Origin of the sequence: Kitasatospora sp. NPDC059327 (assembly GCF_042752535.1) — a bacterium.
In the GTDB taxonomy this organism is placed as follows: domain Bacteria; phylum Actinomycetota; class Actinomycetes; order Streptomycetales; family Streptomycetaceae; genus Kitasatospora.
This window is the reverse complement of the sequence record NZ_JBHYYB010000123.1, coordinates 1-24,323: the sequence shown is the minus strand read 5'-3', so window position 1 is coordinate 24,323 and position 24,323 is coordinate 1. Positions and strand designations below refer to the sequence as shown.

Below are 24,323 nucleotides of genomic sequence, written 5' to 3'. Positions count from 1 at the left end.
GACAGCAGGCTCGCCGAAGGCAGCCATTCATCGCATCAACTTTGGCGCGCAGTCACTCGTACGAGGTGGTGCATGTTGACTCGTACGCCGACACCTGAGGTGCTGGTCGCCTTCGAGGCCGATGCGGGAGGACCTGAACCCGCCTCCGGCTTGATCGCGGCCGGGCAGCTCGACATCGTCCAGGGAACCGTTTTCCGGTACTGGCGCGAGAATCTGGAGGCTGGGGAACGCCTTGCCCGTTGGGTGAGTCCGCCGGAAGCATGACCGCGGACTCGTAGCCGGGCGGTGCTTCTGGCCAGCTATCTGGCCAGAAGCACCGGCAAGGATGTGGGCTCTGGCGGCTATCGAGCCGAGCTTGGAACCGCTCGAATAGATCGTGTGAGGGCTCTACGGACCGCGGTGACCTCGTCTTCCAGCTCGACTGTGCGGCGTTCGAGCCTTCCAGCTCGCGCGGTCTGCTCGGCAAGTTCGGAGATCAGGAGCGCGTTGTGGCTCTCCAGGTCCCGAATGCGGCGGAGAAGTTCGGTTCGCTGGACGTCGTCGATCTCAGCGCCGAGGGCGAGCCTGACCCGATCCTGGAGTCTGTCCCGTTCCGACTTCAGGCCCTTGATCACTTCGCGGGCGAGTGCGAGGTCGGTCTGCAGGCTGGCTTCGCTGACCCGTTGCTTCGGGACAATGGCTGCGGCCGGAATGCCGTGCCGGGCCTGATCCTGGACGGCGGCTTGCACCGCCTGGTGGACGACCGGACTGTTGTAGACGAACCAGGTGGAGACGGCGGCCTTGCGGGCCACGCGCGCGACCGTGATCCGCTCGCCTGCGGCGACGAGGCCGGCGACGGCGTCGAGGCTCCGCTTGGTCTTCGCCTTACTGTCGGCGGTCCGTGCCTGCCGCAGTCGCTCGACGCGGGCCTCGCGGGCAGCGGTCGTCGGGTCCGTCACGGGGCCCTCCTGATGTCCAGGGTGTCACCGGGGAAGAACGCCTGAGAGGCGCGGACCTTCCGCAGCTCCTTCGACGCCGCCTCCACCGCATCCCGTTCCTGCGGTGACAGACCGGCCAGGCGCTCGTCCATCTCGGCCAACACCTTTGCGTATGCCTCCAGTTGGTGATCGAAGTTCGCCAACACCCAGTCCGCGGCGCCCATGGCCATCGCTGCCTCCCGATCTGCTCGAAGATCGGCGATGGTCTGCTCCAGCGCCTCCAGCGCCGGACGGTAGGAGGGGTCGGGCTCGTAGAAGTCGCAGCCGGCGCACTGGAAGCGGATGCGGCAGTGCCCGCCGCCGGCCTTGACGTTGCTGGGCTCGGTGCATCCTCCGTTCGGCACCGCCACGGATCGCAGCTCGTAGGCGAGCGGGTCGTTCGAGCCTCTCGGGTTCCCGTGGCGGTCGGCCGCGAGTACCGCCACCGTTTCGACGGCCTTGCGACGCCGCTCCTGGGAGACGGTGTAGTACCCCATGATGACGTCGAGTGAGCGGTGGTCCATGAGCTTGCACAGCACGTCAATGGCGGTTCCGGCATCGGCGTGCCGCTGTGCGTAGGCGTGTCGCAGACCGTAGGCGACGATCTCGGAGCGGCGGTAGGCGACCTGGTCGCCGTTGTCGTCGAGGCGGTTGTCGAGGAGTTCGGGGATGCCGTTGACCCAATCGCGGAAAACCCTGGCGGAGAAGTAGTGCGCGGTCAGGTACCTGACTCGGGATCTGCGGGTGGCTCCGGGGGCGGGGAAGAGCCACTCTTCGCAGCCCGGCATCTCCGGGAGTGGCTCTGTTCACGTCACAGAGCAGCGTTTCGACAGCAGTTCGGGCGGCAGCGCCCAGTCCGGATGTTCACGAGAAAGGGCAGCACCTCGGTGGTGGCCGGCCGGACGCCGACTACCGCCCGCTCGGGGCACGGGGCAAAAGCGCTGGCTACGGGCGCAGGCGGCAGCCACCGACGCGCCGTTGCCGGGCGTCGGCAGGTGACTCCCGTTCTTGTGAACATCGAGTCGTCCGGTCTGCAGACGCCTCCCAAACCCGTGAACAACTGACTTCACGAGTCGTGAACAAAGCCACCGGGGAGGCTGTCTCGGTGCTTCTGCCACTGCTGGATGTGCCGGGCGGTCTCCGGGCTGATCGGAAGGCGCCGGCCGTAACGTCTGCGCTTTCGGTTGTCGTAGATCAGGGACGGCTTGCCGTCGATCCACTGCAGGCAGTCGCGCTTGAGCGAGGTGGCTTCCTCGGGACGGCGCCCGGTGTCGCGGATGATCCGGTAGACCTCCTGATACATGGCCGCGAAGTCTTCGGCTTGCCAGCCGGCGTGCTTGTAGGTGGAGTCCGCGCTCATCAGGGGCAGGTACTGGTCGAGCTGGGCGATGACGTGTTCGGGGATCGCACGGCCGCTCTCGTCCTCGGTCGTGTCGACGGCCTCGATGCCGTGCAGTTCGGGGCTGAGCGCGAAGACTCCTGGGATGTCATCCATCAGGCCGGCCAGGCGCGCATACTGAAGGAGTCGGCGCCACCAGCCGAGCATCGCCTTGCGCTGGGCCTGGGAGTAGGCGCTGCCGTCCTTCGGATTGCGGGCGATCTCGATGGCCTCGACAACCAGGGTCATGTCGGCCAGGGCGAGCGTCTGCGGCCTCTCGGCGGCGGGTCTGGACGCCAGCGCGTTCGAGGCGAACGCCGTGACGTTGACCGTGCGCCTCAACTCCGACACGGTGGGCCGCACGGCTCGCCCGTACTCCTTGACGATCTCGCGCAGCCACCGTTGCCGGATCGGCCGGAAGTCCAGGTGCCCGCTGGCTGCGGGATAGCGGCGGTTCGGTGCGGACAGCAACCCCACGAGTGCGCAGTCCCAGGTGTCTCCGAGCGTCGGATCGACGCCGTCGTACTGAACGCGGGCCCGGCGGAGTCGGACCTGCATGTCGTTAACCAGGCTGTATGTGCTCTTGGGAAGGTGCGTGATGGACAGTGGCGTCCCGAGGTCGAGCAGCGAGGACAGCCTTGGGGGGAGGTTGCGGATGATGCGGCGCATCATCGCGGGCACGACCAGGCGGTCCTCCTCGTCACGGCGCTGAAGGCAGTAGAGGATTTCCGCCCGCAGCACTGTGGAGAGGTCCCCGAGGGCGAACTGTGAGCGGCCCGGTTGCAGGCCGTCCCCCACATTGGGTTGTCGTACGGCGGGTAGGGAGGGCGTGTGGGTCGTATCGAAGTCGGGCGGGTGACCTCGTCGTGCGCTGACGGCCCGACATGCTTCGCAGTGGGATGCCGGCGATTCGACCACCGCGTCGCAGGCCGTCACGCGGCAGGAGAAGGCCCGCGTCCGCGGGTTGTCCAGATCCGCGGTGAACAGCAGGCTGCCGGGATCCCACTCACCCGTCCGCCACTGGAGGTCGAGCTGGTCGGCGAGCCAGGTCGCCCAGTCGGGCAGTGTGACCAGGCTTGTGGGCAACTCTACGTAGTCGTGCGCGACGGTCATCGGTTTCCACCGGCTGCCACCAGATCGACCGCCGCACGCAGATCGTCGTCGCTGGCATGGAGGTAGACAGCCGTACTGGCCGCGGAGACGTGACCGAGCAGAGCCTGCACAACGTCAGGGTCGACTCCCGCACGGATCCAGGTGGTCACCGCCGTGTGCCGCATCATGTGCGGCCGGGCCCGGAAGCCGCAACGGTTGCCGATCCGCTCGATGATCTGCTTGGCGTTCGAATACGACATGGGCAGACCGGCATGTCGCGAGGCCAGATTCACGAACACGAAGTCGCATCCCGCTGCCTGCTGGACACCGTCGCGCTCGCCGAGATGGTCCCGGTAGGCGTTCACCACCCGCCTCTCGACGGGAACGTGCCGGTGTCTCCCGGATTTGGCGCGCGCACCGTTGCTGTTGTTCTGGCGGGGCCTGACGTGCACGTGCGCCCCGGCGATCTGGCAGCCGAGGTGCTGGGAGTCGGGCAGGAAATGCATGTCCTCGCGCCGCAGGCCGAGCGCCTCGCCGATGCGCAGGCCGGTCCCGAGGAGCAGTGCGAGCAGGAAGCGGTCGCGCGCGGTGCTGGCAGCCGAGAGGATCCGGTCGATCTGCCCCGTGAGCAGGACGGCGGGCGGCAGCTCGATCTCGGCTGCTTTGAGAACACGGGCGTTGACGCGCCGGAACTGTCCGTCTTCGCCTTCGTTGAAGCCCTTCGGCGTGTACTGGAGGAACCGGGGCTCGCTGAGCGCGGATGCGACCTCTGGGGCCACGATGCCGGTGGCCGCGCACCAGCGCAGGAACCCGCAGGCGGTGCCCACCACGGCGTTGACGGTCTTACCGGTCGGCAAACGGAAGGTGCGCGGGTCCGGCGTCTGCTCGATGTGGAACTTGTAGCGGGCCATCTCGCCGAGTGACACGGTCTTCCAGTCGGTGCCGCGCCCGGAACACCAGTTCAGGAACCGGCCGACGCGGGGCAGATAGTTGCGCTGGGTCAGCGGCGAGCAGTTCTTGGCGCGTAGGTGGATGGAGTACTCAAGGCTCTCCGGGTGGGGGATGTACGTCTCCTCGTCGACGAGGAGCCAGGTGATCGCCCCGGTGGCCGGGGATATCGCCTTCTCTGCTCTGAACATGTGGTGGTGCTCTCCTGCATCATCTGTGGATCTCGTCCCTCACCGTATGGTCGATAACGGTGAGGCACAGGAGCAGCCTGCCCCTGTGGCCCACGTGGCACGGAGTCACGGAACGCATGCAGATAACCCGCGAGACCGTCCTCGCCCGCGACGGCCAGGACGTCGTCCAGGACGAGCTGTGCCGGGCGGTGTCGGGTGCCTGGACCAGCCCTTACGACGGCAAGGTCTTCACCGACGCCAAGCAGCTCGACATCGACCACATGGTGCCGCTCGCCGCGGCCTGGCGTTCCGGGGCCGACACCTGGACCACCGCCAAGCGCAAGGCCTTCGCCAACGACCTGACCCACTCGCAACTCATCGCGGTCTCCGCCGCCTCCAACAGGTCCAAGGGCGACAAGACGCCGGACGCCTGGCGCCCGCCGGCCGTCGGCTACTGGTGCACCTACAGCCGTGCGTGGACCGACACCAAGCACGTCTACGGCCTCTCCGTCACAGAGCCCGAGAAGACCGCACTGAACGAGATGCTCGACACCTGTCTGCGATAGTGCGCTGGACTGCGGACCCCATGCCGTCCTGCCGTCGGCAGTGTGACGCGTCACCAGTGACGCCCCGTTCGCCGGAACCGTCCAGGTCTGCGGCCTTCACTCGACAGGAGGACAGTACTGTGGCCGGGACATCGGATCGACGGCCACGCTACGGCTGGTAGTGGCCCACCGCCCCCGAGGAGGGCTCTCTCAGTAAGGACGCGGGCCCCGTTCGCATCGTGGTGCGGCCAGAACGACCGGGACGATGGGCCTTCTGGCCGCGCCGACGGCGACACGCACGCGGGAGGTCGCCCCGGCGGCCGGCCAGACGGTGCGAGCCCGGCGGCGCGCAGGCTGTTCAGCGGCCCGGTGGGCCGGACCACCCGAACGCAGCCCGCCCGCCCCGGCCTGCGTGTGCGGGTCCGTGGTGGACCTGCTCGACTTGAAGGCGGAAGTCCACTGCCCTCACCGAGGAAGGCGCCCTCATGCCCCTGACCGCCGGACCGCACCGAACCGCCCGCACGTCCGCCACGGGGATCCTGGCCGTCCTGCTGTCGCTTCTGTCGCCCTCGGCCACCGCCGCGCCGCACGACGTCTCGCAGGCTCACGCGGCGACGCTCGCGGCGATGGAACAGGCCGTACGGCAAGGGGCGCCCGGCGTGCTGGTTGCCGCCGTGGACAGCGAGGACCGGTGGGTGGCGACGGAGGGAGTGGCGGACCGGGTCACCGGGCGCCCGCCCTCGCCGGCAGACCACTTCCGAGTGGGCAGCATCACCAAGACCTTCACGGCCACGCTCGTCCTGCAACTGGAGGCCGAGGGACAGCTCGATATCGACGACACCGTGGAGACGTGGCTGCCGGGCGTGGTCCGCGGCCACGGCCACGACGGCCGCCTCATCACCATCCGGCAGCTACTGAACCACACCAGCGGTGTGTACAACTACCTGAACGACCCCGCCCTCCACCAGTACGGCCCTGACTGGCTGGAACACATGCACGACACCTGGACGCCCGAACAGCTCCTGGCCGTCGCCATGTCGAAGCCGCCCGAGGCCGAACCCGGCGAACGCTTCGTATACTCCAACACCAACTACCTGCTGGCCGCGCTGATCGTGGAGAGGATCACCGGCGACTCCTACGAACACGAACTGCGGCGGCGCATCACCGAACCGCTGCAACTGCGTGGCACGACCTCCCCCGGTACCCGGGAGACGCTGCCCCGCCCGGCCGGGCGCGCGTACTCCACCGCGCAGGTCCAGCTGCCCCTCCCAGGTGTCGACGTCACTGAGTTCAACCCCTCGGCGATCCGCGCGGTCGGTGAGATCATCAGCACGGCCAACGACCTCGACCGCTTCTACAGCGCCCTCCTCCGAGGCCGGCTGCTGCCCGAGGCCCAACTGCGGGAGATGACCACCACCGTGTCCGACGGCACCGACGAACACGGACTCGGCCTCACCCGCATGACCACCTCCTGCGGAACGGAACTGTGGGGACAGCGCGGAGGCGGCTACGGGATCGAGACCCTGTCGGTCTCCACCCGGGACACCCGCCACCGGATGACCATGTACCTCAACACTGATGCCCTGGCACTGCAGGGCACGTCGGCCAGGAACATCGCCGACGCGGAGTTCTGCCGCCCCCGATGACCCTTGTCGACCCCGACTACGGCCAGGTCCCGAAGACTGTGTACGACGCCGCCCCGAAAGACCCGACAAGCTCTCGAAGTTCGTCCGCTTCGTCCACCACGACGGGTTGCCGCGCCTTGGCAAGGACGGCCCACCCCCCAAGGCGGCACCGCCGGGCATCGGATCGCGGACGGCCGTGACACCCCAGTTCCCCGCCGGTGACGTGCGCGGTTGTCACTCCCGCACCACCGCAGCCCTGGTGGACCCAGCGCGCGGAATACAGCAGCGTTGGAATGACGCTCCCCGCCAGTCGGTGGCTACGCCTGGACCCCCGAACGCCGCGAGGCCTACGCCAACGACCAGGCATCACCCCTCACCCTCGTCGCCGTCACCGCCAAGTCCAACAGGTCCAAGGGCGACAAGGACCCCGCCGACTGGCCCCCCCCACTCAACGGCCCCGTCCACTGCCGCTGCGCCTCCGAATGGGTCTCCACCAAGCTGCGCTGGAACCTCGCCGCTGCCGAGCGCGAGCACGATGCCCTCGCCCGTATCGCCCAGGACTGCGCCGACACCGAGGTCCTCTACGAGAGCGCCCCATAGGCGCCGATCCCCGGCCTCGCAGTCCATCTGGGAAGCGGAGCCGGGGATCGTCCGGATCGCCTGCGGCGGGGCCGGCACGGCGCCTACGGTGTCCGCATCGGCAGGACCACGCGGTCAGGTACGAAGGGGTGGGTCTGATGGATGTTCCGCTGGCGGACGCGGTCGCGGCAGTCCGCGACGAACTGCTCGAAGCCGCCGCACGCGCGAGTGACGACCCGCAGGTGGTGTTCGCGGTCGGGCCGGTGGAGATGGAATTCGAGGTCGAACTGCGCGCCAACGCGAAGGCCAAGGCCGGCTTCAAGCTGTGAGCTGTTCAAGGGCTTCGTGGCCGCGCTGTCATGGAAGGCCGACAGGGCAACCATGCCCGGAGGGACGCAGTTCGCGCGAACCGTGTCCCGCGGGCCGGCTCGCCGAGCACCGCGGCGGGCCGTCGAGCGCCGTTCGCCCCGACCGAGACGATGTCGGGGCCCTGGCTGTAGGCTGCCGGAGCCCCGAGAAGGCACTTGGGAGGCTGCCACCCTGCGGGTGGCAGCCTCCCAGCCCCTGTTGCGCCTCGTGCGCAGTCGCACTGGCGTGCCTCACGCCTGGAAGAAGCGGCTGAGCTTCTCTCATACCGTGAATCCGAGGTTTCCCAAGCCGACGACCAAGCCAACGGCCGTCACCACCAGGTCAACGGCCTTCCGGATTCTGCCGATGCCCCTACAGGTCGCTTCCTCCGAGGACAGGACGTTCGCATCCCTGGCTTTGTTCACGACTCGTGAAGTCAGTTGTTCACGGGTTTGGGAGGCGTCTGCAGACCGGACGACTCGATGTTCACAAGAACGGGAGTCACCTGCCGACGCCCGGCAACGGCGCGTCGGTGGCTGCCGCCTGCGCCCGTAGCCAGCGCTTTTGCCCCGTGCCCCGAGCGGGCGGTAGTCGGCGTCCGGCCGGCCACCACCGAGGTGCTGCCCTTTCTCGTGAACATCCGGACTGGGCGCTGCCGCCCGAACTGCTGTCGAAACGCTGCTCTGTGACGTGAACAGAGCCACATCCCCGTCGAGCCGGTTCCCAGCGTCGTCGTGGGCCGAAATCACCATGTGTGTGCCTCCGCTCTCCCAGGTCTTGGACTGCGCGGGTTGTTCGCCGATCGGTGCCGGTTCCGGTGCCGGTTTGGCGGGCCCGGTTGCGCCCGGTGCTCGGGCGCAACCGGGCCGGCTACGGGCAGACCAGGTCGTGGAGTTGCTCGGCGAGGTCGTCGGTGGGCAGGCTGATCGGCCCGTACTCGGCGTCGCGGACGATGTCGAGGTCGTCGAGCGCCTCGCGTAGGACGACCTCGGGTTGGCGCTGGTCGTCTCCGGCGGCTAGCAGGTACTGGCCGACCCAGGGCAGGCAGGCCAGGTAGTAGTCCGGCACTGGGGGGAGGGTGGGGGGTACGGCCCGTCGGTTGGGTGGGAGGGTCTCCAGGAGGGCGGACTGGTTGAACCAGTGTTCGGCCGCCTTCAGCTCGCCGAGGCGGGCGTGGTGGAGGTAGAGGCAGAAGCAGGCGGTGATGTCCTCGGCGCCGCCGGCGAACTGCCACCAGAATTGGGCTTCCTGGTAGCGCCCGGCGAGGTAGAGCAGGCAGGCAAAGACGAGGGCGCCTCGGGGTTCGACGGTGTGGTCGTTGATCAGTCGGTGCAGCGAGGCCGCCGCGTCCTCCTCGGCGGTGATCATGGTGGCGATGGTGCGCAGGTCGCGCTCGGCGTGGTCGTGGAAGGTCAGACCCTCCAGATCTGTGGGCAGGGTGGATGCCTGACTGTTCGGGCAGGTTACGGGGGGCTGCGTCGGTGTGGGCGGTTGCGGGAGACGGGGCGGGCTGATGGTCGACCGTGGTTCGGGGGCGGCGCAGCGGCACTGGCCGCGAGCGCTGTCCTGGTGATCGGTCGCGGCGCCGATCTGGTGGGCGGCGATCTTCTCCGCGATGCGTCGGCGGCCGGCGGCCAGATCGTAGACGGGGGTGGGGGCTGCGGCGCGCATGCCGCCCCCGGCCAGCAGGTGGTCGAGCGGGTTCATGTGGATCACTCCTCGTCGTCGGGCGAACTGCCGGGCTCGACGGTCCGGCGCGGCACGAGGCGGGCTTTCAGTCGGGTCCGGGCCTGGGAGATCAGGGAGCGGACGGTGACATCCTCGATTCCCATCACCTCGGCGATCTGGGCGGGTTCGTAGCAGGCCAGGAACCTCAGGACGACGACGTCGTGTTGCCGGCCGGGCAGGTCCTGGATCGCGCGGGCCACGCTGATGCCGACGCCGAGGTCGTCGACCATGGACTCGTCGATCTGCTCAAGGATCCGCTTGCCCCGTTCGATCAGTGCGTAGGCGAAGGCGGCCTCCTCGATGAGCGCGAGGTGTTCGTCGCGGCGGGCGCACTCTGCCTCGACGACCCGGCGCAGCAGGGCCCAGGCGTAGGCGGCGGGGCGGGGCTGGGTCAGGACGCGGTCCCAGTGTTCGGCGAGGGCGACGAAGACGTCGTCGACCAGGTCTTGCACGACGCTCTCGTCCGGGAGGTGGGCGAAGGCGTAGTCGGTGTAGCGCTGGGCGTTGAGGTCGTGGAACGCGGCGAAGGCTATCGGCAGCGCGGCTGGGTTCGGGGCGCGGGTTCCGGCGGCGTCGGCCGCGTCGGCCGGCTGGATGTCGCTCATCGCGCCCCCAGTGCCGGGTCGGGGACCACGCCGCGCGGTGCGCTGTGGCGGCGGCGGGGCCGCGCCTGGGAGGGAGCGAGTCCCCCGCTGGCGGCGGTGTCCGCGGTCGTGGTTCGGTGATGGTCGGGCTGTCCGGCGGGAGAGCCGGTCAGCGGCCTGGCTGGTGCGGGGGTCGTCACGTGCTGGTCCTTCACTTCTCGATGGTTGCTTGCTCCGTGACGGTGTGTGGCGTGGGGAACCCGGAGCGTGTCTGCGACTAGCATTTCGGTCGAAGGTTTAGAACGTTCACGGCGGCTTGGTAAAGAATTCCGGACCACAGTGTTCCGATTTGGGGAATAGCTGGTCGCTCCTTGACCGCTGTCCCGGATCACGGGCGGAGGGTCAGCGCCCCCGTGGCGGTTCAAGAGTCAACGTCCTGAGCACCGAATCGCCTTGCCGATCTTCAGATCCCGACTTGTGACCCGGCCGGCCCTTGCGTCCTCGCCATGAATGGACCTCAGGCCTGACGCGCCGCCTCCCGCACACGGCTCCAGCCGCGTCCACCGCCAGTCCGGGTTGGTCGGTAGGGGCAGGCCGCGTGGCCGGGGCGGCCGCTTATGCTCAGCTCGTGCAACCGCTCTCCAGCACCAACGATCAGTTGATCAACGCGTTCCCGGTCGAGCTTTCAGGCGATGCCGAGGCAGTCTTGGCGATCATGCCTACTTCGCGGCTCCGGCCACTCAACCCGTTCTCGGTCGCTGTAGAGGGCCAGCACGTTTCCATCCCCGGGCGCCTCTACAACGACGAGCCGCCGGCTGACGCGCTGGCGTCGCTCTCGTCGCGGCAGCGACAACTTCTGCACTGCCTCTACTCAAGGCACCACGACGGGATGGTCAGACAGCGTCACCTCGCGAAGGTCATTGGTTCCGCGGACCCGTGGGTCGTCCCATTCGTCATGCAGTTGGTCGGCGAATACGTCGTGGAGATCCTGATCGTCATCGACGATGAGCTTCGTGATCTCGCGATACCCGGCACCAGCGGCCATCTCGCTTACGGACAATTCATCGTGGACAACCCGGCCTTCTTCGCGCGCACTCAGCGGCGGGTCGTGAGCTACTGGAACCGCTACTACCGTTCCTCCTATGCGCGCTTCCGGGGCTACCCGGGGTGCGCCCTTCTTGAACTCCTACGGTCCGCCGCCTCTGCCAGAGCGGGACGCCCCTGGCCCGGCCTGGCTCCAGCCGCCGGCACAAGGGTGGATGGCTACGGCTACTGAACTTGGTTGGGTGATATCGGGAAGAGCCGCCCGGCAGAGGTCGCTCGTCTCGCGGACCTGCGGGTGTTGCCGTGACAGTCCTTCGGGAGAGGATCTTCCCGTGAGCCAGCCTCTGCCGCAGTTGCCGGAGCCCGAGTTCGTCTTGATCCGCGTCGAGGCCCCGCTCGGGGCACCAGATCAGATCGCTGTCGACCTCAATGAGACCGGCATCCCCGCTGGGTTGATCGGCTACGAGTACCGGCCGCTGGATGATCCGGTATTCCTCGGGGAGATCGGTGAGCGGGGGCTGGTCGCCATCGCGACGAGTGGCCTGTTCGGGCGCATCGCCGTCGACGTCGCCACTGGTCACATGGTGCAGGTTCCCACGATGGATTCAGCGAGGACCCGACACGTCAACCGCGATCTCGGCTCCTTCAACCAGTGCGTGGCTGCGGTGATCGCACGCTTCCCGTTCTACGCGGACGGCGACGAGGACAGGTACGAGGAGGTCGCGGAAGAGCTTCGCGATCTCATCTCTGGTATCGACGGGTCCGCTCTCGCGGCCAACGGGTTCTGGGAGACATTCTGCGACGACGTGGCGATCGGGGACTACACGGACTGGGATGCGGGATCCGGCAGCGAAATCCGTCTCGGGTGAGGCGTCCGTGATCAGGTCGGTGCCGGCCAGGAAGCCGTCGACAAGGTCCGGGCGGTACTGGATCCGCTTGAGCCTGCGCTTGAGGGCGCGGGTGACCTGGCCTAGGTCGGCCGCGGCGACGTTGCCGATGTCGCGCTTGATCAGCGGCCCGATGCCCTCCTGCGGGTTCAAGTCAGCTGACTGGATCCGGGGGATCCGGCTTCGCGCCGGGCCCGCCTGTCTAGGTACTCGATGAACCTGGTTTCGCTCCGCTTGAGACGCTCTCTCTGATCGTCGGGCAGCGACGCCAGCGCATCAACGAGAACTCGCTTCCGAGGCACGTGAACCATCGCGCCGGAGTAGATCCGGCAGCCGGAACACCAGGCGAACCCGATGCACCGCTCAAACATGGAGGACTCAGGCGGATAGAAGCGATACTGGTACGAGCGGACAGGCATCCCGCAGGTCGCACATATCCGCCGATCCCCATCGGGCAGCGTCTCCCAGACCGATACCTTGAGCCATCGCCACCGTTCGCCAGGCGCTCTTCAAATCGTCATGCCAAGCATTGTTCCTCATGACGGGCAGCCCTGGCATCCCGTCCCGGCCCTGTACTCTGCTCTGCACGCTCACTCGTACATACCTCTGCGCTTCAACTCGTACGCGGACAGGTGCTTCCAAGGACAGTCAGGGCAAGCCCGGCTATGTGGCGGGGTCGAGCTTCAGATGGTGATTGTCATCGGTCAGCCACAAACGGCAAGCAGTTCTTCGAGCGCGGCGCGGATGGCTTCGTCCTGGGTGAAACCCCGCCAGCCGCCATCGCTGCGCAGCCGCTGATCGCGGGCCGGCCCGCCGCGCAGGAGCTGCGCGGCGGGCCGGGCAGCGTGGCCGACCTGGGCCAGGTGACGAACGGCGGGGAGCATGACCGGGAGATAGGTTCCGTTGGCCAACTCCTGAACGGCACTGGTCATGGCCGGGACGCTGATCTCGGAATCGCCAGTCGTGGCCCAGAGCGCGTGCGCCGCCTCGACGCGGGTCCAGCGGTCGGTGTCGGCGGCCAGAGCCCGAAGCCGGTCAGCGTAGCGGGCGGCATGAGGGCCGAGGTCGGCGAGCATGCGCAGGGAAGGACGCGTGATGCCCCCTTCGGAGTCAGCGCGTCCAAGCGCTTCCAGGGCCGGTCCGGGATCGCCGCAGACCTTCCAGTAGGCCCAGGCCGCGCGTGCTTCACCCCTGTTCGATCGGGCCAACAGCAGGTCGCGTGCCCTGGTCCCCGCCACCCCGATTCCCGCCAGCGCGTTCGCTGCCGCTGCCCAGGTCCGGTCGTCCTCCAAGAGGCCGAGCAACTGGGGAACCGCTCCCTTCGCAGCAGGACCCCAGCCCGCGAGTACCCGGCAGAGACCGTTGAGCGCGTGATCATCTGTGACGGCACCGAGTTGTTCGCCGATCGCCGGCAGGAGCGGCTCGGCATGGTCGGAGAGGCGGCCCAGAACCTCGTGGATCGAAGGGAGGACAACATGGTGCAGGCCGGCGGTGTCGGGATAGTGGACGGAGCCCGCAGCGAAGCCCGACCGTGTCTGTGCCATCAGCTCGATCAGGCCCGGCACGCAGCGCGGATCGTTCATTCGGGCCAGCGCCCACAAGGCGGCCTCGGCGACAGTCTCCCGTTTACGGGTGTCCCGCGCGGCGGTGTCTCCGAGCAGGACGGCGACCTTGTCGACGTGGGCCACCGCGGCCGGGCCGAGGCAGGCGAGCAGCTCGGCCGCCCGGAACCGGACCTCAGGGGCGGGATCGTCCAACCGCGCGGCGAGGGCAGGAAGGAGGTCGGTGCTCACCGAACGCCACTGCGCCAGCAACCCGCCCGCCTGGGCCAGTGCGCCGACCCGCTGGTCGACGTCGGGATGGTCCCTCAGCAGTCCGAGCGTGAAGACGGGAGAGGGCCCGGCGAAGAGCGCCGCCGTCCAGTTGTGGACACCCTGGACGCCGGCCTCGACCGAGCTGGTGTGCCGCCACAGCTCGACACCCGGGTCCCGGACCGCTTCCAGCAGGACGCCGACCTGCTGGGCGGGAAGATCCGGGTCGGCCGGAGCGAGCGCGTGCACCGCCGCCAGGCGGGTCTGGGCTTCCGACGCGGCGAGCAGCCCACGAAGTACCTCCAGGACCTCAGTGGCGTGCGGTCCAGCCGGCTCCCGTGCAACCGCCTTGCCGAGCGCGAGGACCACGTCGAGACGGGTCGCCGGATCGACCTCCGCCTGCCAGCATCGCACAAGTGCCGGCAGGACGATTTCACCGGGGCTTTCACAGACACCGAGCAGGTGAGCCGAGTCCCGCCGGATCTCCGAGGCGGGATCAGTCAGCAGGACGAGCACCTCCGGAAGAGCCTGCTCCCACGCCGACCGCCAGCCACGGTCAAGGAACCTCTCCTGTACCCGACCGGCCTCGGCTGCCAGCCTCGACACCAGCTCCAGCACCACGCGGCGACTCGGGAGCGGGACGGCCGGACTCGCGGCCAGCCGCAACAGAGAAGGCAGCGCGGCAGGTGCCGCTGAGCAGATCCAACCACCCTGGTGGAAGAGCAGGTTAAGCAGGTCGAACGCCGCGTCGAGGGCATCGTCCGGATCCGGCCCCGCACACCGACGCAAGAGGCCAGGCACGTCCTCGGCGGACCCGTAGTTGTGCCCCAGCGCCGCCCAGTCAACCGCGTCCATTCCCTCCCACATGCCCGCGACCTTACCGCCGAACCCCATACACAGACGACGGGAATTCGGTACCACGAGTGGTGGCGACGCGAGCGCACACGCCAAGGGCCCGAGGCTGTCAAGGGACAGTGGGAGTCAGTGACGGCCAATCAGGGCCGTTCCTGTAGCTCGTCTTGGTGGTCTGGTGGGGCGGCCCGCCCACCGGGACGGTGGACGGACCATGGACTGGGTCGTGAGGCGAGTTCAGATGTGTGGCCTGGGGTTCATGGCTGGCCTGGACCGCCGTAGTAACCCGGCCGGGCCAGCAGGACTGAGTTGAAGTAGTAGCCCTGTTCGTCTTCGGGCTCGTGGTCGCCCTCGAACGGACGCCAGAAGCTGAGCAGGAGGTCTGGCGCGACGAACGACGCGGGATCGTCGTCATCGGCGACGACCGTGGTGATCTCGGACATGCGCGCCACGACCTGGCGGGCTGGCAGCCCGAAGACGTCGATGCCGCGGAAGAGAACGACGTCCGATGGCTCGGTTGGTCGGCCGAGCTCAACGGATTCCAGGAGGTCACGCGTGCATCCGATGCTGATCATCAGGCCGCTGGGCCGGAAGATGTGCTGCCCCGCCCCGTCGGATGCGGAGATCTCTGTGGGTTCCCGCAGCGATTCCAGCGCGTGATTGGCGGCCTGTCGCGACATGCCGATCTTCAGAGGGCCGATGCCTGTGGGTGGGGCGAGCTCGAAATACATGCGCGCATCGTGTCACGGGGTGTCGGCGGCAGGACCTGCGATGCGGGCTTCGAGGTCGGCGACGCGGCGGTCTGGTGCGACGAGGAGGTCGGTCACGTGAGTGGCCCTCCGAACAGGACGTTGAGAGAGTCCGGGTTGTAGGCGGGAGCGGCCGGAGCGGGCGGAGGGTTCTCCCGGCGTTGCTGCTGGCGTGCATGATGCGCGAGACCAGCGGTGATGACATCGTCCCTGGTGGGACGGCTGTAGATGTCCAAGGTCGATAGATACTTGTGGCCGAGGATGTGCTGGACGTAGACGGGGGGCATTGACGGATCGTCGAGCATCAGGAACGTCGCGGTGTGCCGTAGGTCGTGGAGCGTCCAGTTGGATCCCAGAATGTCGTTGGCGCGGTTGAACATCATGCGGGCCGCGTCGTACTCCAGCGGTCGCCAGGGGCGTCGTAGGGTCCACCAAAGCGGCTGTCGGCGACCACGAGGGACGCCCTTCTTCCAGGCTTCTTCCTGGTAGAGCCGTAGCCAGACGAACGCGTCGGGGGTGGCGGGCAGTTCCTGGTTGGCGCGCGTGCCCTTGCGGATCACGCCGATGGGGCCGGTAGAGACCGGTGCGCTGATTCCTGTGTTCCTTCTCGGGGTTGTGGTGGGCGTTGGCTCGTGCTGAGCGGCGGTTGCGCGCGAGAGGGAACGGATTGACCAGCAGGGACCCGGTGTTGCGCTCCAGGTGGAAGTCGTAGAAGGTCCGCAGCACCGTCTCGCAGTGGGCCCGGGTGGTGGGCGCGTACTTCTTGCCGACGGTCGGCTTCCCAGTTACCGAGTTCGGCGTCCCTGGCGCCGGCCTGCCGGTCCGGGAGGGCTGGGGAATCTCAACGGAGTCCTTGCCGCGGTGGCGCCACTGGACGCGTACGGGCTTGTCTGCCAGCTTCATCCACAGCATGAAGTCCCGAGCGTCCTCACGTGTCGCGCGGTCCCACTGGATCCCGAAAAACCACAGGTAGCGCCACCATCGCAGCAGGTCCATGCCGTACGACCGCGGCGTCAACGGTGAACTGTCCGCTGCCATCAGGTCCTTGAAGTACACCGCTGCCGGTTCGACCGGCCTCCCGAACGGGTCGATCAACTGGCAGGGCTCTCAGGGGTCATTGGTCTCCAACAGCTGACCTACTTCGGGTAGGACGAAGTTCTTCAGATCCCTTGCGGGACGCTGTTCGCCGGGCATAGCGGGAAGCTAGCAGAAACCTCAACTGACCTGCGAATACTCATGAGTTAGTTCGGTCAACAGACACTGTTCGCGCTTGCCTCGCCAGTAGAGGAGGTCGGCGCCGGACAGGACGAACTTGTCGCAGTTGTGGCAGTCCAGGTTCCAGGGGCAGGCGCCGCCGTCGACGACGGGCTGGAAGGTGCAGAAGCCGCCCTCGGCCGGGGTGCTGCGGCGGGACATGTCGATCGCGAGGGCCTGGGCCTGCTCGCGGGTGAGCGGGGAGGCGGTCTCGGTGAGGAGCTCGCCGGGCTGGGCGGTGCCTTCTGCGTATGGCCGCCGCACCCGCCCTGCCCCGGATCCACGCGGAACTCGCCCGACCACGCCGCAACCGCAACTTCTTCGCCGGCATCGAAGGCGACGAGGCCCTGCAGCAGAGCGCCCGGGCCATCATCGACCGGCTGACCTGAGGCGGAACCGGCTGCGCGCCGGCCGGCCAGGATCGGACGCCGTGGCACGCCACGAGGCTTGGGGCCTTGGTAGGGGCCTTCGGGCCCCTACCGCGGAGGTGCCGCGGGGTGCCCTACTTGCCTCGGCGGCCGAGCTGGTGGACGGTCCAGCTGGGGGTCAGGGTCGAGGGTGGTGCGGCAGTCGACGAGCAGCGAGGTGGTGGGGCGGCCGACGAGATCCCGCGGGTTGGCCTGCCGGTACTCGGGCCATTCGGTGGCCAGACGGTGATGTCGGCACGGTCGAGGGCGGCCGGGAGGTCGTCGGTGTACTCCAGCTCCGGGTTGCGGCTCATGGCGGTGGGACGGCCTGCGGGTCGTGGACGGTGACGAGGGCTGTTCACGAGTGGCTTAGACCAGGAAAGATCCGAGCGCGTTGAAGATCGCTTCCCATCGTCTTGGTGATCGCTTCCCGAGTCGTGGCCGTGTCGGTGATCCTGTACGGATGCTGCTTCCCGAGACCGCCGCACAGACCAAACTGATCGAAGTGGTCCGCATCACCGCACCGACGGACTCGGGCACCCTGGTTGGCGATGTTCTGGAGATCTGGGTGGAGGACCAGGCTCGGGAGGTGCTGAACCTGGTGGCCGAACTGCCGGGCGACGAGTTGCGTCGGTGCTTCGTCCCCGGCTATGGCATTCGGGCTCACAGCTCCGCCGATCTCCTCTTCGAGATCGCGTTCTGCTTCCGCCGCCACGGAGCCCTTCTCCTGGGGGCCGGCGTCCCGGCCGGGCTACGGCGCATCCAGGGCTTCGATCCAGACAGTGGCCCGGGCGCGAACTTCTCGAACGCTTCCGTGCCTGCGCCGGGAGGGTCGGCGAGAGGTCGACGAACCTGGTGGGTGCCAGCACGTCGGGCACACTGTTGACGGTGCTCGGAGCACGGCCAACGCGTTGATCCGACCCTATTCCGCGTAGAGCTCTCCCAGGCGGGGCAGCCGGCGGCTAAGCTCGTCGTCGTCCTCGAAGTCGAAACCCCATTCCGGGTCCAGCTCTGGATAGCGGTTGGTGAAGGAGTCGTTGGGGATCTCCTCGCCGGTTGCGATCCGGTGAGCGTTCCAGGCCATGCCCAGAGCTTCCTCGCACTCGATGTCGATCCCGTCTGCGGCAAAAGCACGGACTGCGGGAAGATCGGCGAGCGCATCGGGATCGGCGATGGCACGCTCGAACGTCTCACGGCCCTGGGTGATCAGCCAGCCGCGGAAGTCGTCGAATCCGTCGTCGGAGCATCCACCGTTGATCACGTAGGCGGCGCCCCAGAGGGGGGCTCGGTAGGAGTCGGCCATCAGGCTCCAGAGGATCTGCTGGGCGGCGACGATCTCCTGGACCGGGCGAAGTGCGAGCAGTGCGGTCGCCTGCTCGGCCACAGCGTCACCGTTGTCCGGGGCCGGCACCTGCGAACGGGCTTCCTCGATCAGCTTCCAGAACTGCTGGGTGTCCATGGCAGCTGAGGGACAAGAAGAACGCGTGGCATTTCAATAAGTCTGGAACGAAGGAGCACTTCAGCGTTCCAGAACCTCGCGGCCGACATCGCCCGCCGCACGGCGATGGGGGGAGTCAGGCTTGGGGGGCGGCTGTTTGGTGGGCTCCTCCGGCTTCCAATAATCATCCCGGGGCCCTGGATTCCCCGCCCGCCGGAGACTCCTCTGACGTAGAATCAAGGATGGCGGTAATATCGTTGTAAGATCATATTGTCCATAGCCTGAGTGGGCTGATGGCGCCTCGCTTGTGAGAGCCATCAGCCCCACTGGAAGAGCTGGGAGAACTCATCGAAGGGGCGTCTCTAATTGACTGAACGACCAAAGATAGAGTGGCTGATCTCTGCAGACTCTCCAGAGATCCTGTCCCACTTCCTCTCTATATTTATCGAAGGACTGAACCTTGCCTCCAGTAAAGCCCATATAAGCCTCTATGAAGCTGGCCCAGCGCCAGAGGGGCGCGCACTGGAAGCTTTTGGAACGCTAAGAACTAGGGCCTCGCTGGAGGCGAATGGACGTCAGTCTGGGATTATTCGGCGAATGTTTCCGAAGGATCCGTTCATGGGCGTTGAAGTAGATCTATCGGATGAGGTTCAGCGTGGCAATTTCTGCCATGCCGCACCTTACTTGATCAATTTTGAAGTATGGGTTGAAGGGGTCCTGGTGATGGGCTCGGCTGGATCGTCGCGCGAGACTTGGGTAAAGGCCACACCTGCAGATTTGGTGCAGATCGAGAATGATCCGCAGTTTGCGGAGTCGCTCAAGATGGCCCCGCTCTGATCTTGGGAGCCTGTGTCCGCCATGCCGGAAGGCACGCAGTCGGTTCCTGGGCCGACGCCGCGTCGAAGCAGGGCCACTAAGAAGACGACTCCGACGAGGTCCGCTGGACCGTCTAGGGGCTCTTGAAGGTTCGGATCATGTGGCTGAAGTCAAGGACTTCAGCCACATGATCGGTCCGGAAGGTGCAGGCCTGCCATGTAGCTCTTCGGGCTCTTGTCAAACTGGGTGACCAGGCCGCGCCATGGGACCTTGACCCCGGAGATTGGACACCAGAGACACTCGAACCGTGATGGTCCGGGTGGACAGGAGTCCTACTGATGGTGATGAAGAACTACCCTCCGGAGTCAAGGCGGAGGCGGTCGCGTTGTACGAGTCCCGGCCGGACGCGAGGATCGTGTAGATCGCCGCCGACCGCTCCGCCAGCCGAGGCTTCGACGGCGGCAAACTGATCAACGGGCGCAAGCGCCATGCGGTGGTCGACGCTCTCGGCCTGCTGATCGCCGTGATGGCCACCCCGCGTACACCAGCGACCGCGCCGCCGCGCAGACACTCCTCGCCCCGGTCGTCGAAGCACACCACCCGGCTGGAGCCGCTCTGGGCCGACGGCGGTTACACCCGTGAACTGATCACCCCTCTACCGCGAGGCCGGCACCATCGTGCAGGCCCGCACCCGCGCCGAGTTCACCCGGTTCTTCACCGACTGGGACGTACTGGATCCCGGCATCGTGTCCACACCGCGCTGGCGCCCCGACGCCGACATCGTGGCGGTGAGCGACGCGGATGCGTCGTGCTAGGCGGCCGTCGCGGTGCACCCCTGACTCCTCTCTGCAACCAGCCTGACACGCCTGGCCGGCGGGTGTGAAGCCACCACCGCTCCGATCCCGTCGGTGCGGGCCCCGTGGTGCCAGCGGGAGGAACGTGCCCGCTACGGTGTGCCGGTGACGATGTCCACGACCATCGCGGATCTGACACAGGAGGCCGAGTCCCAGATCGCCGAGGGGGTGTGGGAGGTCGGCCGGCACGACCCGGCCCTGGCCCGCGAGGCCGCCGACCGCCTGGCGCGAGCGGCCGGAGATTCGGTCGGTGCCGCGGCCCTGCCGGTGGCCGAGCGGCTGGAGGCCCTGCGGGAGGCACTCGCCGTCCTGGCCATCCCCCTCTCCCGCACCCACGGCCGACTCGCCTGGCTCCTGGCCGCCGCCAGCACGGCGCTGTCCCCCGTCCTCCACCGGCGCTCCCTGCCCGCCGAGCCGGGGCCGCGCCTTCGGCACCGTCCTGCCTCAGCCCGAGCAGTACGCCGACGCGGAGGCCGCCGTGCGCCACCTGCACACGACTCGCACCCACATCGCGACTTCCGCGCCCTGCGCGTAGGGCCTGCCCGGGACGTGTGCCGCGCGACCCCGGCAGGCGAACCGGGCCCGCCGCGGCGCGCCGGAAGAGCACGGGTGAACCGATCCGGCGGGCGCCTGGACGCCGGGGTGTCGACGGGCTTCGACACTGCGCGCCTACCGGATCCGGGCGGCCCGGCCCGGGGGCGACACTCGACACACAGTCACCCCCAGCGGGGCCCGCTCCGAACAATTGCGAAAACTGCGACATCTGAAATACTATTTGCGAGACTGAAAGCTTCTTCAAGATTGCGGGTGCCTCGTGGGCTCTTGGGGGATTGATCCATTCAGTAATGATAATGCCATGGATTTCGTTGACGAGCTCAGACTGATTGATAGTCCAAGCCTGGCGTTCGATCGTGTGCGGGAAGCCCTGCGGGCAGCATTGAAGGATCCTGACCTCGTGGAGGTCGACGTCGCGGAAGCGGCCATCGCTGCCGCAGCGCTTGTCGCGTTGAATGTTCAAGAGAATGGAAACTCGGACACCAAGGATCATCGGGGTTGGGAATTCATCGAACTTTCAGATGCGGAGGAAATTCGCGAAATTTCACTGCTGCACTGAAAATGGTAGAGGGAGTCTCTAGTGAATGGATGGACGACTGCATCGACGCCCGAATGGAAATAGCTTCCCGGGAAATGATTCAAGAAATCCGGACACTGCTGACGTAACTCCCCAGCGCAAGTCAGCGGTCACGTGTAGGTGGCGGGTGGTGGGGGTCGTAGCCGGCAAGGTCACGGCATACCCGGTCAGAATCGGAGGGAAGGGTACCCCCTAACGGATCGGGCCCGCCGCCGCCCGTGGTGGTCTTACCACGGGCGGCGGGTACTGGGGCGGGCAGCCGACCCGGTGCGGGGCGGGGAGGTGTTCGGCGAGCTCGTAGAGCACGGGGTAGTCGAAGCAGTCCGCGATGCGCTGGAGTCGGGTGCGCTGGTCGCGGTCGGCGAGCTGGCGCTTGCGCGCCGGGCGCTGTTCGGCCAGGAGGGGGTCGCCGAAGATTCGTCAGGCAGCGGGCGCCTCCTCGCGGTCGGTGGGGTCGGGGCGCCAGGTGAGGTGGATGACGGTGGCGGCGCGGTCCAGTGAGCACAGGCCCAGGCGGCGGGCGGCCTCCTCAATGCGTCCGGTGGCTTCGAAGGCTTCACCGAACACCGATCCTGACCATCCGTCAGACTGCGTTGAGCCAGGCCCTGCACCGAAACGGACCGGAGACACTGCTTCATGACCCGCTACTGCGTCGCCCTCTCCCCCCACGAGCTGATCGCATCCTGGGGAACGGGCGAGGGCGACCTCGCCACCCGCGTCGCGCCCCTCCCTGCCGACACCGACGCCTCCGCGCTCCTGGGTCTGGCCCGGTCCCTCACCCAGCTGTCCGACGCCGCATGGCGCACCTAAACCCACCCCGCGAGCGCCGCCAGCTCCCTGCGGCCCAACAGCGAGGGCTGGCGCCGCGAGCAGGAACGCGGTCACTTCGGCGAGGCCGTCGATGCCATCGCCAAGCCCAACCTCCCCAGTGGCGGCTCGATGGTCGTCTCCTACAGCCCCTTGATCGAATCCGCGAACCGCGTCGGCGGGCGCACGGTGAAGACCGCGACCGGCGCGACCAATACCTACTGGGCCAACGACCGCGTCGCCGCCCAGGAGAAGGGGGACACCAAGCAGGAGTGGGCCGTCGACGCCGCCCACCGCCTGACCGCGTTCACCACCTCGAAGAAGCAGGCGAACGGCACCTGGGCAGGCGCCACCTCCAAGCTGAACCACTACGGCGACGACTCCGACGAGGTCCGCTGGACCATCGAGGACACCACCCGGGGCACCCTGACCCGCAACGTCTCCGGGCCGGACGGCGACCTCGTCGCCACCACCAGCAACACCGGCGACGTCCAACTCCAGCTCACCAACCTGTTCGGCTCCGTCGTCATCACCACCGACACGGCGCTGACCAAGCCCGTCGTGCTGGACTTCGACGAGTTCGGCATCCCCCAGGACGGCCAGACCGGAGTCCGCTACGGCTGGCTCGGCGGCAAACAACGCTCCGCCGAAGCCCTCGACGGCGACATCCTCATGGGCGCCCGCCTCTACAGCCCCGCCCTCGGCCGCTTCCTGCAGATCGCCCCCATCCCCGGCGGCAACGCCAGCCCATACGACTACTGCACCGCCGACCCCGTCAACTGCACCGACCTCGACGGCAACTGGGGCATGCCCAAGTGGCTCAAGAAGACAGTCGAGGTCGTCGCCAAGGTCGCCGAAGTCGCCGCCTACATCCCCGGCCCGATCGGCGCCGTCGCGGCGGCCGTCTCCTCAGTCTCCTACGCCGCCACCGGCAACTGGGCCAAAGCCGCCGAAATGGCTGTGCCAGCGGTCGCCGCCCAGACCGTTGGCGCTGGCGCCGTCGTAGCTGCGGCAAAGGTGATTATCACAGCCGGCCGAACCGGCCATATGGCATCCACTGTCGTAAAGACATCAAGGTTTGTGAGTAACGAGCTCAAGCAGGTGCAGGCGATTGCCGCGAGGCATAATACGACTGTCCCCAAGATGGGCAATGGGGTGCTGTGAAAGAATAAGGGGGAGAATGCGACGCTGCACACCCTGAGGCATGTGGCCGCAGTGCGAAAAGTATACTCAAAGCAGGAAGTCAAGGTCGCCCGGAACTACTTTAGGCAGGTCCATCTATACGGCACGTACCGAGGGGATGCTAGCCCTAGTGCGGGGCCGCGTGCGGCGGCCTTGAATTATGCTGTCAAGAATTGGCGAAAGGCCCTCAAGGGTCGCCACAAGTAATAGGCGTCGCAAGTAACTGCAGAGCCTCAGTGGTGTGCATGCGGGTTCGCCGACATGCACACCACTGGCGTTCGGGGCTCGCCTTCTCGGCCCCGAGGGGTCATAATGTAGGAATTCTCGATGTCCCGTGACGTTGCAGCTGCTGAAGTCTCGTAGAAGTACTGAAGGCTGGGAGTAACTGGTGGAAAGTGTCAGTATCAGGGTAGAGAATGAACTCGATCAACTAATGAAGCTGACCCTTGAGCCGGTTGGCAGTGATCACTGGATGGCACCCGGGGAGACTTTGATTGTCGTCTCCGACGTAAAGGGTTCGGAATCTTTCGTCCTGGAGGTTAACTCGGAAGGGATTTCGATCGGAGTAAATTACGGACTGGGGCGAGTGACGGATGAAGACGGAAACGAGCTCGAAAGCGGATATCAGCGACCACGCGAGTTTCAGACCGAAGCAGAGATAGCTGCCCTTTCTGCTCCAGGTCGAAGGTGGCCATGGCGGATCTTTTCGTGATCGGGGTGCTGTGACTCACTTCATGCAGCCGCCACCGCGACGTGGAGGATTTTGCTGGCGAGGAAGGGCTGGTACAGCGGGCGAGTGGCCGTAGCGCGAGGGGTCGGTGCCGGCGTGCAGGGCGCGGTTCACCAGCACGAGGGTGTCCGGGCAGGGCCACTGGGTGCCATCGGGAACCCCGACGGGGGCCGGCGGTGCGGCGGGGGCGGTTATCGCAGGTCGAGCTCCCGGTTCAGGAATCGGTCGACGGGGGCGTGGTCGGCCGCGGTGGCGTCCTGGCGGGCGTCGGTCACCGTGGCGTCGTCGTGCTCGTCGAGCACGCGTCCGGGTGCCAGTCGACGCCCAGCACCGCGAGCGCGGCGCGCAGCCGCGCCACGTGCTGCGCCGAACGGCCGGCCATCGACCCGCCTCCGTCCCTTCGCCCC

23 protein-coding genes and 3 pseudogenes are annotated in these 24,323 nt (G+C 67.4%); 14 read left to right on the top strand and 12 right to left on the bottom strand.

The annotated features are described in order from the left end of the window. Positions 1 to 264, top strand: a 264-nt coding sequence (locus ACFXHB_RS39520; RefSeq protein ID WP_380581097.1) for a hypothetical protein, incomplete at its 5' end; no start/stop codon positions are given. 77 nt (positions 265 to 341) lie between these two features. Here ACFXHB_RS39520 and ACFXHB_RS39515 read toward each other — a convergent pair. From ACFXHB_RS39515 to ACFXHB_RS39500, 4 genes are all read right to left on the bottom strand, one after another. Next, entirely contained in the window at positions 342 to 938 is a 597-nt protein-coding gene (locus ACFXHB_RS39515; protein ID WP_380581095.1) for a DUF6262 family protein, read from the bottom strand. After that, positions 935 to 1,744 carry a hypothetical protein gene (locus tag ACFXHB_RS39510; protein WP_380581093.1) on the bottom strand — a complete coding sequence of 270 codons (810 nt, stop codon included), beginning with the start codon at positions 1,742 to 1,744 and terminating at the stop codon, positions 935 to 937. Before ACFXHB_RS39510 ends, ACFXHB_RS39515 begins: the two co-directional genes overlap by 4 nt. A 278-nt stretch (positions 1,745 to 2,022) precedes the next feature. After that, entirely contained in the window at positions 2,023 to 3,447 is a 1,425-nt protein-coding gene (locus ACFXHB_RS39505; protein WP_380581091.1) for a hypothetical protein, read from the bottom strand. Beyond that, positions 3,444 to 4,565, bottom strand: a complete 1,122-nt coding sequence (locus tag ACFXHB_RS39500; RefSeq protein WP_380581089.1) for a tyrosine-type recombinase/integrase — start codon at positions 4,563 to 4,565, stop codon at positions 3,444 to 3,446. Before ACFXHB_RS39500 ends, ACFXHB_RS39505 begins: the two co-directional genes overlap by 4 nt. 125 nt (positions 4,566 to 4,690) lie before the next feature. Here ACFXHB_RS39500 and ACFXHB_RS39495 point away from each other — a divergent pair. From ACFXHB_RS39495 to ACFXHB_RS39485, 3 genes and pseudogenes are all read left to right on the top strand, one after another. After that, positions 4,691 to 5,110 (top strand): annotated as a pseudogene (locus ACFXHB_RS39495) (DUF1524 domain-containing protein); the annotation flags it as partial. Positions 5,111 to 5,574: 464 nt separating this feature from the next. Further along, positions 5,575 to 6,735 (top strand): serine hydrolase domain-containing protein, encoded by a 1,161-nt coding sequence (locus tag ACFXHB_RS39490; RefSeq protein WP_380581087.1) that lies wholly within the window; start codon positions 5,575 to 5,577, stop codon positions 6,733 to 6,735. A 716-nt stretch (positions 6,736 to 7,451) separates the two neighbouring features. Then, positions 7,452 to 7,622 carry a trypco2 family protein gene (locus tag ACFXHB_RS39485; protein ID WP_380581085.1) on the top strand — a complete coding sequence of 57 codons (171 nt, stop codon included), beginning with the start codon at positions 7,452 to 7,454 and terminating at the stop codon, positions 7,620 to 7,622. Between the two features lie 889 nt (positions 7,623 to 8,511). Here ACFXHB_RS39485 and ACFXHB_RS39480 read toward each other — a convergent pair. Both ACFXHB_RS39480 and ACFXHB_RS39475 read right to left on the bottom strand, forming a co-directional pair. After that, positions 8,512 to 9,348 carry a hypothetical protein gene (locus ACFXHB_RS39480; RefSeq protein WP_380581083.1) on the bottom strand — a complete coding sequence of 279 codons (837 nt, stop codon included), beginning with the start codon at positions 9,346 to 9,348 and terminating at the stop codon, positions 8,512 to 8,514. A gap of 5 nt (positions 9,349 to 9,353) precedes the next feature. Then, positions 9,354 to 9,974, bottom strand: a complete 621-nt coding sequence (locus ACFXHB_RS39475; protein ID WP_380581081.1) for a sigma-70 family RNA polymerase sigma factor — start codon at positions 9,972 to 9,974, stop codon at positions 9,354 to 9,356. Positions 9,975 to 10,581: 607 nt separating this feature from the next. Here ACFXHB_RS39475 and ACFXHB_RS39470 point away from each other — a divergent pair. Together ACFXHB_RS39470 and ACFXHB_RS39465 are read left to right on the top strand one after the other, a co-directional pair. After that, positions 10,582 to 11,229, top strand: a complete 648-nt coding sequence (locus ACFXHB_RS39470) for a hypothetical protein (protein WP_380581078.1) — start codon at positions 10,582 to 10,584, stop codon at positions 11,227 to 11,229. A gap of 100 nt (positions 11,230 to 11,329) precedes the next feature. Then, complete coding sequence (locus ACFXHB_RS39465) at positions 11,330 to 11,866, top strand: SUKH-4 family immunity protein (RefSeq protein ID WP_380581075.1); 537 nt, start codon at positions 11,330 to 11,332, stop codon at positions 11,864 to 11,866. Positions 11,867 to 12,588: 722 nt separating this feature from the next. Here ACFXHB_RS39465 and ACFXHB_RS39460 read toward each other — a convergent pair. The 4 genes from ACFXHB_RS39460 to ACFXHB_RS39445 form a co-directional block, all read right to left on the bottom strand. Further along, the gene (locus ACFXHB_RS39460) at positions 12,589 to 14,562 is read right to left on the bottom strand and encodes a hypothetical protein (protein WP_380581073.1); all 1,974 of its coding nucleotides are present in this window, start codon (positions 14,560 to 14,562) and stop codon (positions 12,589 to 12,591) included. A 242-nt stretch (positions 14,563 to 14,804) separates the two neighbouring features. Further along, on the bottom strand, positions 14,805 to 15,278 hold the full coding sequence (locus tag ACFXHB_RS39455; protein ID WP_380581070.1) for a hypothetical protein: 474 nt from the start codon (positions 15,276 to 15,278) through the stop codon (positions 14,805 to 14,807). Positions 15,279 to 15,370: 92 nt separating this feature from the next. Continuing rightward, entirely contained in the window at positions 15,371 to 15,856 is a 486-nt protein-coding gene (locus tag ACFXHB_RS39450) for a tyrosine-type recombinase/integrase (RefSeq protein ID WP_380581068.1), read from the bottom strand. A 655-nt stretch (positions 15,857 to 16,511) separates the two neighbouring features. Continuing rightward, the gene (locus ACFXHB_RS39445) at positions 16,512 to 16,814 is read right to left on the bottom strand and encodes a hypothetical protein (RefSeq protein ID WP_380581066.1); all 303 of its coding nucleotides are present in this window, start codon (positions 16,812 to 16,814) and stop codon (positions 16,512 to 16,514) included. Between ACFXHB_RS39445 and ACFXHB_RS39440 the strand changes: the two genes are divergently transcribed. Continuing rightward, the gene (locus ACFXHB_RS39440; RefSeq protein ID WP_380581064.1) at positions 16,802 to 16,939 is read left to right on the top strand and encodes a hypothetical protein; all 138 of its coding nucleotides are present in this window, start codon (positions 16,802 to 16,804) and stop codon (positions 16,937 to 16,939) included. The genes ACFXHB_RS39445 and ACFXHB_RS39440 overlap by 13 nt on opposite strands. Positions 16,940 to 17,420: 481 nt before the next feature. After that, positions 17,421 to 17,843, top strand: coding sequence for a hypothetical protein (locus tag ACFXHB_RS39435; protein WP_380581062.1), 423 nt, complete (start codon positions 17,421 to 17,423; stop codon positions 17,841 to 17,843). A 36-nt stretch (positions 17,844 to 17,879) separates the two neighbouring features. Here the strand turns inward: ACFXHB_RS39435 and ACFXHB_RS39430 are convergent, their stop codons facing one another. Continuing rightward, the gene (locus ACFXHB_RS39430; protein ID WP_380581060.1) at positions 17,880 to 18,416 is read right to left on the bottom strand and encodes a DUF4240 domain-containing protein; all 537 of its coding nucleotides are present in this window, start codon (positions 18,414 to 18,416) and stop codon (positions 17,880 to 17,882) included. 597 nt (positions 18,417 to 19,013) lie between these two features. Between ACFXHB_RS39430 and ACFXHB_RS39425 the strand changes: the two genes are divergently transcribed. The 4 genes and pseudogenes from ACFXHB_RS39425 to ACFXHB_RS39410 all read left to right on the top strand — a co-directional run bounded on the left by ACFXHB_RS39425 (position 19,014) and on the right by ACFXHB_RS39410 (position 21,179). Next, positions 19,014 to 19,232, top strand: coding sequence for a hypothetical protein (locus ACFXHB_RS39425; protein WP_380581058.1), 219 nt, complete (start codon positions 19,014 to 19,016; stop codon positions 19,230 to 19,232). 412 nt (positions 19,233 to 19,644) lie between these two features. Further along, a pseudogene (locus ACFXHB_RS39420) lies at positions 19,645 to 19,824 on the top strand (hypothetical protein); the annotation flags it as partial. A gap of 52 nt (positions 19,825 to 19,876) precedes the next feature. Continuing rightward, positions 19,877 to 20,026, top strand: a pseudogene (locus ACFXHB_RS39415) (SAM-dependent methyltransferase); the annotation flags it as partial. An 853-nt stretch (positions 20,027 to 20,879) separates the two neighbouring features. Next, on the top strand, positions 20,880 to 21,179 hold the full coding sequence (locus ACFXHB_RS39410) for a DUF4259 domain-containing protein (protein ID WP_380581056.1): 300 nt from the start codon (positions 20,880 to 20,882) through the stop codon (positions 21,177 to 21,179). A 438-nt stretch (positions 21,180 to 21,617) separates the two neighbouring features. On the opposite strand, the gene ACFXHB_RS39405 is transcribed toward ACFXHB_RS39410, so the two are convergent. After that, positions 21,618 to 21,764: a hypothetical protein gene (locus tag ACFXHB_RS39405; RefSeq protein WP_380581055.1), complete on the bottom strand. Its 147-nt coding sequence runs from the start codon at positions 21,762 to 21,764 to the stop codon at positions 21,618 to 21,620. A 69-nt stretch (positions 21,765 to 21,833) separates the two neighbouring features. Here ACFXHB_RS39405 and ACFXHB_RS39400 point away from each other — a divergent pair, with 69 nt between their 5' ends. Continuing rightward, positions 21,834 to 22,007, top strand: a complete 174-nt coding sequence (locus tag ACFXHB_RS39400) for a hypothetical protein (protein WP_380581053.1) — start codon at positions 21,834 to 21,836, stop codon at positions 22,005 to 22,007. A 129-nt stretch (positions 22,008 to 22,136) separates the two neighbouring features. After that, complete coding sequence (locus tag ACFXHB_RS39395) at positions 22,137 to 23,168, top strand: RHS repeat-associated core domain-containing protein (RefSeq protein WP_380581051.1); 1,032 nt, start codon at positions 22,137 to 22,139, stop codon at positions 23,166 to 23,168. The last annotated feature ends 1,155 nt before the right edge of the window (positions 23,169 to 24,323 follow it).